The organism is Lentihominibacter sp. (assembly GCF_046951855.1).
GTDB lineage: Bacteria > Bacillota > Clostridia > Peptostreptococcales > Anaerovoracaceae > Lentihominibacter > Lentihominibacter hominis.
Map to the genome: position 1 here is coordinate 19,943 of NZ_JBKTXS010000006.1, position 12,900 is coordinate 32,842.

Below are 12,900 nucleotides of genomic sequence, written 5' to 3' on the forward strand. Positions count from 1 at the left end.
GATTATGAGGAGGATAGAATATGGAACAGATTAAGAAAATGCTCAATGAGCTTAGACCAGAGTTTAACTTTGATGAGAGCAAGGATTTTATAGGAGACGGCTATTTGGATTCTTTTGATGTTGTGTCATTAATTACAATGATTGAGGAAAGTTTTAAGATTTCTATAGATGGTCTCGATATAGTTCCTGAAAATTTTATGAGCTACGATGCTATATATGGATTAGTTAAAAGAAATGGAGCCAAAATATGAAAACTGTATTTAAAGGAAAAAAAATATCTTCCATTGTAGGCATTTTACCTGAAACTATTTCATATTTCGATGATGAAGTGAGTAATTATACCTTTCCTGTTAAGCAGACTATGAGATTAAAAAAGATAATGGGTTTTGAATCTCACAGACTTGCAAAAAAAGATAGCTTTGCATCGGATTTCTGTATATATGGAATAAGGCATTTGCTTGAAAAGGGTGTTATAAAACGAGAAGAAATAGGTGCAATAATTGTTGTAACGCTGTCTCCGGATTATTTTGTGCCGCAGATAAGCAATATTGTACAAGGTGAATTGGATTTTGGTGAAGATGTGATTTGTCTTGATATTGCACAGGGCTGTTGTGGATTTTTAATAGGTTTAATGCAGTCGTTTATGCTACTTGATAAAATACAAGGCAAGAAAGTAGTTCTTTGTAATGTAGATGTATTGAGTAAAAAAGTTTCGCATAAAGACAGAAACGATTTCCCTTTGTCAGGGGATGGTGCGGCAGTAACAATCGTGGAAAACAGCAAAGACTTTTCAAATATTTATTATTCGATGTATATGGATGGTAAACGTAGAAATGCCCTGCAAATACCTGCAGGTGGTTTTAGAATGCCTAATAATGCTGATACAGCAGAATTGAAAGATGTAGGAGACGGGAATCTTAGAGCTTTGGATCATATACATATGAATGGAAGTGATGTTTTTTCTTTTGTTCAAAAAGAGGTTCCGCCGTGTATAGAAGAAATTTTAAATTATTCTATGGTTCAAAAGGAGGATGTTGATTATTTTTTATTCCATCAACCCAATAAATTTATGCTACAGAAATTACGGGAGAAGATTGATGTTCCTAAAGAAAAATTACCGGATGATTTGGTAGTAAAATACGGTAATCCAAGTGGGGTATCTATCCCGATGGTTATTTGTGATAATATAGCGGAACAGTTAAAAGAACATAAATATCAAGTATGTTTATCAGCTTTTGGTTCAGGATTATCATGGGGTGCAATTATTATGGAGCTGGGATTGTTAGATTACTGTGAATTGATAGAATCTAATTTGTAGCATTTAAGGAGCAGCGTATGCAGGATAAAAAAAGATACATATTAGATAAGATTACCGAAATTAGAAAAAACAAAGCTGATTTTTATATGTCGAATGTGTTTAAGGTACCGGATAGCATTGTTGATTTTTACGAAGATGAAAACGGGATTGCGTTTTTGATTAATGATAAAGATGTTTACAGAGCTTACTTTGCATGTAACAAAGCATCTTCTTTACAAAAGCTATTATCTAAAATGCCGACAAATACCGGTGTGGAAATAATAGGCAAATCACTTGATTCTATCACAAAGGAAGCTTTGGAAAAATCTGGATATAGTAATTTTACTACATATTTACGCGCATGTAATACTAATCTAAAGGAGACTTTTGATAAAAATATACCCGATAAATTCAAAAATGTTGATTATAGGGCATATGTACAAAATGCAACATTAAAAGAAATGGAGCAGATATATGAACTTTTATATGGAACTTTCACTCCATTGACGAGTCATTTACAAAATGAAGAGGAATTGAAAGAAGATATAAAAAACAATAAAGTGCGGATTTCAATTGAAGATACCAAGGTAATTGCAATATTAACATATGACCAGAAAGGGAAAAAACTGTATATGGAACACGCAATAAATCAGGGACGAAGCATATTGATGCATTCATTGTATTTTTCTGTTCTTGAAGATGCGGTTATTGATGGAGTAAATTTTGTTTACACTTGGATGCGAGAAGACAATGATAGAGTGTTAGCTTTTGCTAAAAGATATGGCATAGTTCCCGATGGTATAAAAAATTACGTGTATATAAAAGATGAAAATTAAAAAATTTATTTATAAGCTTATTGATTCCAATATGTACATTATACTGGAGAAAAACAGAGCTATTGTTATCGATCCGTGTATATGTAGTGAAAGTATAGAGTATTTAAAAGGAAATGATGTAAAAGACATTATTATCATCCCTACACATGAGCATTATGATCATATATCGGGAATAGAAAATCTTCGTAGTGAATTTTATTGTAAGGTATACTGTTCGGAAAAATGTAATCAAAATATGAAATCGCCAATAAAAAACGGTTCAAAGTATTTTAAAGCTCTTTTTATAGACAAGGAAGAGGACAAGCTAGTGGAGGCAGAAAAAATCATACCGATTGTAAGCCATGGAGATGTGATGTTTGAGTTGCAAACAGAGCTTATCTGGGAAGCTCATAAAATAGTTCTAACTGAGACTCCCGGACATTCATCCGGAAGTATATGCGTACAGATAGATGATAAATATCTTTTTACAGGGGATTCTTTATTAAAGGATGTTGATGTAATTACAAGACTGCCAGGTGGAAGTAAAATAGAATATGAAAGTATAACGTTGCCGTATTTACAAAGCTTGAGTAAAGATTTATACATATATCCTGGACATGGTGAAAGTGGGTATTTAAAGGATTTTAATATATTAACTGCATATAGTAGAGATGTTTTTATAAATAAAAATTGAAGGTGATTTAAAATGACAGAGAATAAAAAAATGGAACTTATAGCGGAAGTTTTAGAAGTTGAAGTAGAAGGGTTAACTCCTGAGACTAAATTAGGTGATTTAGATGAATGGGATAGTATTGCATTAATTTCATTTATTGCGATGATGGATGATGAGTTTGATAAAATTATTAAAGGGTCTGTAGTAAAGGAACAGAAAACAGTTGCTGACCTCATGGCAATGATGGAGGAATAGAAAGATGATAAATCCAATGTCATTGGAGGGTAAAAAAATACTTATAACAGGAGCTTCTTCCGGGATAGGGCGAGCAACTGCGATATATTGTTCTGAGTTAGGAGCAAGGGTAGTTTTATTGGGTAGAAACAGAGAGCAACTGGATAGTACCATTAGTAAAATGCATTCATCAAATCATATAGTTTTAGTACACGATCTTTATAAAGATGAAGCGTTTGATGAGTTGTTTTTACAAATGATAACTGATGGAGTGAAGCTAGATGGATTTGTTCATTGTGCAGGCATCCCATGTATTATGAACGTTAAATCATTAACAAGAAATAGGTTGAAAAATGTAATGAATTTAAATTTTCATGCCTTTATTGATTTGGCAAGATGTTTTGTGAAGCGTAAATATAGTAATGATAATGCAAGTATTATAGGAATATCTTCAAGTGCAACAGTGCATCCACGAATGTATGAGATGGGATACATTGCCTCAAAAGCAGCAATGGAAGCCTCAGTAAAAGTAATGGCGCAAGAATTCTGGAAGCGTAAAATTCGTGTTAATTGTGTTTCTCCTGGAGCGGTAATGACAGAAATGGTTGTAGAGACCATTCGAGAGCACAATAATAAGGAACTCATGGATAGTATTGCTTCTAAAACTGTGATGGGATGGCAGCAGCCTGAAGATATTTCGAAAGTTTGTGCGTTTATACTTAGTGATGCATCCTGTAGCATTACAGGGCAAATTCTTCGAGCGGATGGTGGATACATTTAGAGATAATGCTTATCTACAAAAAATAGGAAGGAAAAAATAGTGGATTTAAAAGAAAAGCATTTGTGTTTACAAAAAAAGTTAATGGAACTTATGCTGGAAGTGGATAATATTTGTAAAAAGAATGATATTATATATTATTTGCATGCAGGTAATGTAATAGGTGCTATTAGACATCGTGGATTTATACCTTGGGATGATGATGTTGATATTATTATGACTCCTGAAAATTGGAGGAAGTTTTATGCAGCTTGCCAAAAAGAAAAAGTAAAGAATCGTGCGTTAGTATGTAGAGAAAATAACCCGGAGCATACATATTTATTTGCACGTTATGTTGATACCACAACTACGTATACATTTAGATGGAAGGCTTTTAATACAGGGCAAGAAGGAATTGGTATTGACATTGCTATTTTTGACAAAGTTTCTAATAGCATATATAAGCAACAAAAATATAGAAAATGGATGATTCTTTTAGGTGAATTTATTGGAAGAAGAACTTTTGTAAATGATGAAGGTAATATTAGGCTTTATCAAGGTGCAAAATTTCTTGCAAAGATTTTTGGTAATAAGACAGTAATTAACTTTATTGAAAAAATGAAGAATAAATACACTGATGAAAATGGTGGAAGTTATATTCCGCAAGGGCCACATAAAGGTTTTAATTGGTCTTGTTCTGCGGAATATTTAGGTCAACCGGAAGTGGTTGAAGTGGAAGGTCATAAATTATATGCCCCAACAAATGCAAGAGGGTTTGTAAGAAAAGTTTATGGTGATGATTGGATGATATTGCCTGACCCGGAGCAAAGACGAATCCATATGGGTAAAATATCTGCTTATAGCAGTGTTAATGTTTCGGATGGAGAGGCCGAGAGAGATGCCGCCAATTGGGTAGATTCATCAAAATATGATGATTGTTATGTGAAACAAAAACCATTAGTTATCAAGAGGACACTACTTAGGAAAAAACAGGATTTAATAGATTCTAAAATTAAGTGTTACGCATATTATATTGAATTAGAATCCAAATTAGAGTTTTTGGATTACAATTTATCACATCTTTTGGATAATAATAATTATGTAACTATTAATAGTATTTTTTCAGAATATGTAAATCAACAGTTAAAGGAATATAAAAAAATAGATTTTATTTCAAATACTCCAACTGTAGAACAGATGAGTCAACATACTATTCCGATTTCATATGAACATTTATATATTGTTTGCATGTCATTAACTGTTTCGGGAAAATATTATGTAGCACAAAAAATTTTAGATTTACATTTTGGTGTTGATGGAGATAGACCATTACAAATAAAAAGACTGCAAGAGCTTATTGATGCGAATCGGGAATGGTCTGTTGCTAGATATGATAATAAAGATTGGGGAGAAATAGAAAGAATATCCAATAAATGGCTGCCTAAATATCCATATCATGTCGACTTTCTGTATGGTGATTTATTTATTAAGTTGAAAAGAGCTAAAAATAAGGAAAATGTTTTTAATATAATTAAACAAGCTGAGGATGTATTGAAAATCCATCCTAATTCTGTGGAATTGCTTCGTATAGTTGCTGATGCAAAGTTGAAGCTTGATTATGTTTCAGAAGCCAGAAAGCTGTATAAAGAAATCTTAAAGACTTCATGCAATGGTGCATTAAATTTAGAGATAAAAGATTCCTTAAAAAAAATGAGGCTGGATGTTTGTGAAAACATACAAGAAGAATTTAATTACAGCAAAATGGTTGAAAGAAATTCCGTTGCTCATAATAAATTGCTTCAACTTCTGAGTGAAGTTGATTTGATATGTAAAGAGAGGGAGATATCGTATTTTTTGGAGCCTATTTTAGCGTGGGAGTCAATTAATAAAGGTGAATTTGTAGAAAAGCGTTTTTCAAATCGTATAATAATGCAGGCAAAAAGCAGGAAGCGTTTTATTGAGGCTGTATTAGATATGAAAAAAAGTAACAGAGTTTTAGAATGTTTTGAAACAAATGAAGATTATGCAGAATTTTCATTACGTTATTGCGATACTTCAAGTATTTTGCTTAATTGTGATGAATTAGGGCTTTATAATAATAATAATATTAGTGTGGAAATTGTTTTTATTAAGCCTCATTGTCAAAATCGTTTCGAGAAAAAGATAAAAGCATTAGCACTTACTTCAATAAAGAATGCTTCAAGACCAAGTATTTTTTTAAAAAGGGGACTAAAGCATTTTATTTCTGGGACAATAGGCGTGATAGTAACGCATATATTTGGAAAGTCAAGAGTTAAAGAGAAATGTTGGAAATGGGTATATCAACCAGAGCAGGATAGAAATAAAATAAAAGGCGAAGTTAGAACCTTTAATTCAAAGTGGTTAAAGTTACCAGTGTTGGATTTCGACGAAAAAGAAATAACCTATATAAAAAATAGACCTTTCCCCGTTCCTAAAAATTATATAGAATATGTTAAAAGTTTAAATAAAAAGCCAACGGGATTTTCTTATTTTCTTTTGAACTCTGAACAAATTATTTTAATCCCAGAGTGTAATGGACAAATTCTTTCTAAAGGAATATCGAAAAAAGATATAAAAGAAAGAATAAAACTTGAATTTAAGATAAGAAGTTTGAGTAAAAAAATCAAGATTTATTCTCCGTATATTATACGCGGATGGGAGCATGTTCAACGTGGATTTATACGTACGGAAATGATTAGGAAGTATATGCCTCAAAAGAAAAAAATAATGGCGTTATATAATGCATATCAATATGAAGAGTTAGAAAAAATTTTGAAAGAATATATTGACAATATTAAAATTTTTTCAAATAAAAAGTTGGCATTGTATTTTGATAAGGACATATTTAGAGTTACATGGGAAATAATGGAGAAACAGGGGTGTGGCAGTGCTATTACTAATGTGCTTTCACATATCCCAATTGAACATATTAAAAGAGAAAGAGGGAAAAGAGCAGTAATGTTAAAGCCAGTTTGTATGCAGAAAGAGTTAGAGCAAATACTAAATTATTTGAAACATGATCAAAAAAACTGTTTATATTTGTATGCGGATTTATCTATCTATGGTCTAAATAATTCTAATATTAAAGTTTGGTATGATAAAGATAAGCAAGGAATCCGTATGGTTGTGATGCAATATCATGAAAGTTTTCAGGTTTATTCTAATCGGTCCTTTGAAGATGTTAATGGATTGATAGAGCTTATTAGGAAGAAAAGTCCACATTGTATTTCTGCACGTAGGGAGATTATAGAGATTATAGAAGAAAAATTACCGCAATACTTTTCTGAATATGGCGTGATTATGGAAAATCCACAAATAAACTTAAAAAATGATTATAATGTAAATAGTATGTATAGAACAAAAATAAGAGAAGCCGATATAATCGATTGTGAAAAAATTACAGATTTAATTTTTACTTCACCAGAGATTAGTGCACCATATACCAAAGAAGTTTTATTAGAGGAACTTAAAGAAAGAATTCAAACAGGAATGGGACGAAGTTTTATTATAGAAAATGCGGATGAAGTCGTTGCACATGTAGCTACATATGCAGAAACGGAAAGTTTTGTGATTGTAGGAGGCTTTGTTGTTCATCCTGACTTTAGAGATTCCGAATATGCATATCATTTAGAAAAATTTATAGCGGATATTATAAATAGAGAAGGGAAAAAACATGTTGGAATGATAACTAGTAGGCGTTTGCAGAGAATGTTTGAACGTAAAGGTAGTGTAAGCATTGCAAAATATGGGAAATTATCTTTGAAAGATAAATAGTAGAGGAAGTTTGCAGATGATATAATCGAAAAGGTTTTTTAATAATAAATTGTAATATTTTTAGTATAGAAAATTTAGGAGGAGAATTAAGTGAGAAAACACAGTAGTGACCCGGTAAAAGCCGGTAAAACGAAATCAAAAATAAAAATACTCCCGGGCACACCGGGATTGATTGTATTGCTTGTAGCATTTTTATTAATTGAAGTGACATTCATGTCCATGCTCACAATCCTAAATATCCTGCCAACGCTTTACAACATCATAATTCTGATTGTTTTAATAGCTCTGGCGGTACTTGTTTTTAAGCTTCTGGCATGCAGAAAAGAAGTGACAAAACAACGAAAGGTCGGCGTTATTATTTCCGCACTGATGATTGTATTGCTTGGTATAGGCTGTTTCTATTTATTTAATACATATTCGGCCTTTAGCAAAATGAGTGATGAGGACAAGCAGTACGAGGATTTTCATGTGGTGGCGTTAAAAGACGGCAGTTACAAAAATGTAAAGGACATAGACGGCAAAACTATATTTACCAATGTCAGCACTTCAGCGACTTATGACAAAGCTCAGGAAAAGTTGAAAGAAGAAGCTGATGTAAAATATAAAGAAGCCGGCGGATATATGCAGCTTAAATCTGTATTGATAGACGAGAAAAACAAAGAACACGACGAACTCATATTTATAAGCGGCAATAATTATGAGATGATATGTGAGGACGTAGAAGGTTTTGAAAAAAGAACAAGAATTGTTCATACCGTTTCAGTGGAAATTGAAAACAAGGATATAGCCAAGCGTGTAGGCATTACTCAAGAGCCGTTTAATATATATATAAGCGGCATCGATACCTTTGGAGGTATAAGCAAGGTATCCAGAAGCGATGTCAATATGATAATGACTGTTGATCCTGTTGATAAGAAGATTTTGCTTACATCTATCCCGAGAGATATGTATGTTGATTTGCATTCATACAAAGCAAAGGATAAGCTTACCCATTCGGGAATATATGGTGTGGGAGAAACAGTAGAGACAGTAGAGGACTGGATGGGTATTGATATCAATTATTATATACGAGTGAATTTCACATCTCTTGAGGATATTGTTGATGCCATCGGCGGCGTTGATGTGGAGTCGCCATATGCGTTTAAATCATCGGTATCCAAGTACAGCTACAGTGAAGGTATAAATCACCTTGACGGAGAAGCGGCCCTGTTCTTTGCAAGGGAAAGAAAATCTTTTGAGGAAGGAGATCAGGAACGAATAAAGAATCAACAACGAGTTTTAAAAGGTATTATTAACAAAATTACCGGAAGTACTGCAATTTTGACAGGGTACACAAAGATACTTGATACTGTGGGAGATCAAATTCAGACGAATATGAGCCAAAGTGACATAGGTTCGCTGGTTAAAATGCAGCTTGAGGATATAGGTGGTTGGAGCATAGAAACTACGGAAATAAAAGGCACCGGCACCAACGCTTCCACGTACAGCATGGGAAGCAGACAGCTCTATGTGGTTATCCCTGATGAATCTTCGGTAAAAGATGCTCAGATGAAAATAAATGAAATGACAGGGAAATAAAGTGGAGTAATTATATGCTTCTTTCAAATAAAGGCGAAGTGAAGTTTACAGGAGCCGTATTTAGGGATGCTTAGTTAGTTTCTGATGGCAAACAAAATTAAAACCGAGGATACAATTTAATTGCACAAGCGATGTTGCGTCAATGACATGTATGAAAGCGATTGAAGCGGGCTGTAATGTAATAGATTAAATTTTAATTAAGTTTTTCCTTTACAATACCTCCTGAATGTAGTACCATATATAAATGTAAGCCGCTCGAAATGGGTTCATAAATCCGGCTTCAGAGTTGATAACAATCTTTGGATAAAACAAGCCGGTACCTTGGTTAGGCGAGACTGGATAGAGGAGGTAAAGATTTAAATGTATGCGATTATTGAAACAGGCGGAAAGCAGTACAGAGTTCAGAACGGCGATCAGATTGCTGTTGAGAAGCTTAACGTAGCAGATGGAGAAAAGGTAGTATTTGACAAGGTTTTAGTTGTAGGTGAAGGTGCCGATACTAAAGTGGGAGCTCCTTATGTTGAAGGTTCTGTTGTTGAAGGAAAAGCTGTTGAGACAGGCAAAGGTAAGAAAGTAATTATCTTCAAGTACAAAGCAAAGAAAGACTACAGAAAGAAGCAGGGACACAGACAGCCTTATACTTTGGTAGAGATCACTTCCATTGACGGCGACGGCACAGTAGCTGTTAAAGAAGAAGCTGCCGGGGAAGAAGCAAAGGCTGCTAAAAAGCCATCCTTAAAATCTATGAGAAAAGCAGAACTTATAGAATTTGCGAAGGAAAATAACATCGAAATTGATGAAAAAGCTACAAATGCAGTAATGATTGAAACTATCGAAGCTGCATTAAAGTAATTGTTGTTTGTAAAAAGAAACTGTAATTTTAATTGATATAGCGAGGAGGTGTCTGGTCGATGGCAAGTAAAAAAGGTGTAGGTAGTTCAAAGAACGGTCGTGACAGTGAGTCGAAACGTTTAGGCGTAAAGACAGGAGACGGTCAGTTTGTAAGTGCCGGAAGCATTTTAGTTAGACAGAGAGGAACTAAGTTCCATCCTGGTAACAATGTGGGAATCGGCGGAGATGATACTTTATTTGCAAAGATTGACGGAGCTGTTAAGTTTGAGAGATACGACAAGACGAGAAAGCAAGTAAGCGTATATCCGAAAGAAGCGTAAGCGAAATGTTTTTTGAGCCCCTATTTTATAGGGGCTTTACTTTTTGGTATATTTGATTTAAGGAGGACTCATGTTTGTAGATCGAGCCAAAATTTTTATTAAATCAGGAAAAGGGGGAGATGGTGCAGTTTCTTTCAGGAGAGAACCATTTGTGCCGGAAGGTGGTCCTGATGGCGGAGACGGCGGAAAGGGCGGAGATGTTATTTTTCAGGCTGACGAAAATCTGAGAACTCTTATGGATTTTCGATATAAAAGGAAATATGAAGCTGAAAACGGCCAGAACGGGATGAAGAAAAAACGATATGGCAAAAATGGACAGGATTTAGTAATAAAAGTTCCTGTAGGAACTGTTGTAATAGATGAGGAATCAGGCCTTATAATGCAGGATCTTACTGAAAACGGCCAGTCATTCGTTGCTGCAAAAGGAGGTAAAGGCGGAAAAGGTAATGTGAAGTACACCACGTCAACACGTCAGGCTCCTAATTTTGCAGAAGCAGGGGGATTTGCAAAGGAAAGAAACGTTATTCTTGAAATGAAGCTTATTGCTGATGTGGGGCTTGTAGGTTTTCCTAATGTAGGAAAATCAACACTTTTGTCCATGTCTACCAGTGCTAAGCCTAAGATAGCTAATTACCATTTTACTACTATAGCTCCTAATTTAGGAGTTGTTAAGATTTTTGATACCAGTTTTGTCATGGCTGATATAGCAGGCATTATAGAAGGGGCTCATGAGGGTGCAGGTTTGGGACATAAGTTCTTGAAACATATAGAGAGAACTAAGGTGCTTATTCATGTTGTAGACGTTTCCGGAAGTGAGGGAAGAGACCCTATAGAGGATTTTGATAAAATAAACAGGGAATTAGAGCAGTACAGCCCTGCGCTTATAAAAAAACCTCAGATAGTAGCGGCTAATAAAATAGATATTATAAGCGAGGATGATCCTAAATTTTTGGATTTTAAAAAATATGTAGAATCGAAAGGATATAAAGTATTTCCTATGTCAGCGCCTATAAATATAGGTGTTAAAGAGGTTTTGGCTGAGGCGGCAGAGTGTTTACAGAAATTACTTTTAGAGCCTCAGGAGGAGAACGAATATCAGTTGTTTGATTTTGAGGCTGAGGATAATGATCCTGATTACAGAACGGTTACCGTTGAATTTAACGGAAGAGATTATGTTCTCAGAGGAAAACAGCTTAATAAAATATTTAATTCTACTAATTTTACCGATGCAGGATCCATGAGGTATCTATATAAGTATATAGAAAAGAGCGGAGCTATAGACAAAATGAAGGAAATGGGTATTGAAGACGGTGATATTATAAAAATACAGGATTTTGAATTTGAATATTTTGATGAGGATTATATTTGATAACATTGGAAAATAAAAAAATTCTTTTGAAGGCGTAAAAGTATCAAAACGCCTTCTTTTTTTTATACTGTCGCAATATAGATTATAAGAGGAGGTAAGTCGATGATAAACAAAATGTTAAAACAATCTGCTGCTATGGCTCTTATCGTATTGGCTCTGCTGATATCTAAAAACTCGCACATCGGTATACTGGAGAATGGAGCTGCTGCAGTCTTGAATTATATGGAGGTAAATTATACAGCTAGCGATGTAAAGACTATGGCAAAAAAAAGTAAAGATATGGCTGTTTCGGTAACTTCAAAAGTAAATGAATCAGTAGGAGTAATAGCAGGTAAGCCTTCATATGGTCAGGCTATAGATGAGGAATTTACAGGAAAGCAGACTTCCGTATATGCTGTTGGCGGAGGGGAAGTGACTGCTGTGGGAGAAAATGAAGAAATTGGTAAGTATATAAAGATAACTCATGGAGATTCAGGGGAAAGTTTATATGGCAATCTTAAATCTATAAATGTAACAGTGCCGGGGCGTGTTAAAAAAGGAGATATCATAGGAGTGTATGAAAAATCAGAAGATAAGGAATTTTATTATTCGTTTAGGGAATTTGAATGATATGTGGTATACTTAAAAAGTTAGGAGGGCATTTTAGATGAAACATCCAACAAGGGAAGAATGTGAACGACTTTTAAGTGAATATAAAACTCCAGAGCATGTAAGAGGTCATTGCAGGGCAGTAGCTCGTACAGCTCTTACAATATCAAAAGCTTTAAATGAAAAGGGCTATAATCTTGATATCGGGTTAATACAGGCTGCAGGATTGCTTCATGATATAGCCAGAGTAGAGGACAGGCATTGGGAAGTAGGCGCTGATTTAATGGTGAAGCTGGGTTATGAGCAAGAGAGCCGGATAATAAGGGTGCATATGAATTATTCACCTTTTTCCCATATAAACGAGGTGACGGAAACTGATATGGTATGTCTGGGAGATCGTCTGGTTAAAGAGGACAAGTATGTGGGACTTGATGCCAGAATAGAGTATATCATAAATAAAGCGGCGAAGAACGGACATCCTGAAGCCAAAACTGTGATATTGGAAAAGAAAAAAGATACAAAACGGTTTATGGATGAAATAGAAGAAGTAATAGGAGTTTCTATTGATCGCCTTATGGCAGATAGTGAGGAAGAATAAGCGTGGGAGAAATAATTATATGAA

Annotated in this window: 13 protein-coding genes; all 13 read left to right on the forward strand. The window is 34.3% G+C overall.

The genetic code is table 11. The features are described from left to right. Positions 1 to 20: 20 nt before the first annotated feature. The 13 genes from ACLR96_RS02705 (at position 21) to ACLR96_RS02765 (ending at position 12,876) form a co-directional block, all read left to right on the forward strand. Entirely contained in the window at positions 21 to 251 is a 231-nt protein-coding gene (locus ACLR96_RS02705; protein ID WP_177269075.1) for an acyl carrier protein, read from the forward strand. Further along, a complete protein-coding gene (locus tag ACLR96_RS02710) occupies positions 248 to 1,318 on the forward strand; it encodes a ketoacyl-ACP synthase III (protein ID WP_177269073.1) in 1,071 nt (356 codons plus the stop codon). Before ACLR96_RS02705 ends, ACLR96_RS02710 begins: the two co-directional genes overlap by 4 nt. Before the next feature lie 17 nt (positions 1,319 to 1,335). Then, a complete protein-coding gene (locus ACLR96_RS02715) occupies positions 1,336 to 2,133 on the forward strand; it encodes a hypothetical protein (protein ID WP_177269071.1) in 798 nt (265 codons plus the stop codon). Beyond that, complete coding sequence (locus ACLR96_RS02720; RefSeq protein ID WP_177269069.1) at positions 2,123 to 2,806, forward strand: MBL fold metallo-hydrolase; 684 nt, start codon at positions 2,123 to 2,125, stop codon at positions 2,804 to 2,806. The genes ACLR96_RS02715 and ACLR96_RS02720 overlap by 11 nt, the downstream gene beginning before the upstream one ends. A 12-nt stretch (positions 2,807 to 2,818) precedes the next feature. Continuing rightward, positions 2,819 to 3,040, forward strand: a complete 222-nt coding sequence (locus ACLR96_RS02725; protein WP_177269067.1) for a phosphopantetheine-binding protein — start codon at positions 2,819 to 2,821, stop codon at positions 3,038 to 3,040. 4 nt (positions 3,041 to 3,044) lie between these two features. Then, positions 3,045 to 3,800, forward strand: coding sequence for an SDR family oxidoreductase (locus ACLR96_RS02730; protein WP_177269065.1), 756 nt, complete (start codon positions 3,045 to 3,047; stop codon positions 3,798 to 3,800). Between the two features lie 39 nt (positions 3,801 to 3,839). Beyond that, on the forward strand, positions 3,840 to 7,571 hold the full coding sequence (locus tag ACLR96_RS02735; RefSeq protein ID WP_177269063.1) for a LicD family protein: 3,732 nt from the start codon (positions 3,840 to 3,842) through the stop codon (positions 7,569 to 7,571). A 90-nt stretch (positions 7,572 to 7,661) separates the two neighbouring features. Then, positions 7,662 to 9,149, forward strand: a complete 1,488-nt coding sequence (locus tag ACLR96_RS02740) for an LCP family protein (protein WP_177269061.1) — start codon at positions 7,662 to 7,664, stop codon at positions 9,147 to 9,149. A gap of 360 nt (positions 9,150 to 9,509) precedes the next feature. After that, positions 9,510 to 10,001, forward strand: coding sequence for a 50S ribosomal protein L21 (gene rplU / locus ACLR96_RS02745; RefSeq protein WP_177269059.1), 492 nt, complete (start codon positions 9,510 to 9,512; stop codon positions 9,999 to 10,001). A 59-nt stretch (positions 10,002 to 10,060) separates the two neighbouring features. After that, positions 10,061 to 10,321, forward strand: a complete 261-nt coding sequence (rpmA, locus tag ACLR96_RS02750; RefSeq protein WP_177269058.1) for a 50S ribosomal protein L27 — start codon at positions 10,061 to 10,063, stop codon at positions 10,319 to 10,321. A gap of 70 nt (positions 10,322 to 10,391) precedes the next feature. Continuing rightward, positions 10,392 to 11,690, forward strand: a complete 1,299-nt coding sequence (gene obgE, locus ACLR96_RS02755) for a GTPase ObgE (RefSeq protein ID WP_177269056.1) — start codon at positions 10,392 to 10,394, stop codon at positions 11,688 to 11,690. A gap of 102 nt (positions 11,691 to 11,792) precedes the next feature. Then, a complete protein-coding gene (locus ACLR96_RS02760) occupies positions 11,793 to 12,299 on the forward strand; it encodes a peptidoglycan DD-metalloendopeptidase family protein (protein ID WP_177269054.1) in 507 nt (168 codons plus the stop codon). A gap of 37 nt (positions 12,300 to 12,336) precedes the next feature. Further along, the gene (locus tag ACLR96_RS02765) at positions 12,337 to 12,876 is read left to right on the forward strand and encodes an HD domain-containing protein (RefSeq protein WP_177269052.1); all 540 of its coding nucleotides are present in this window, start codon (positions 12,337 to 12,339) and stop codon (positions 12,874 to 12,876) included. The last annotated feature ends 24 nt before the right edge of the window (positions 12,877 to 12,900 follow it).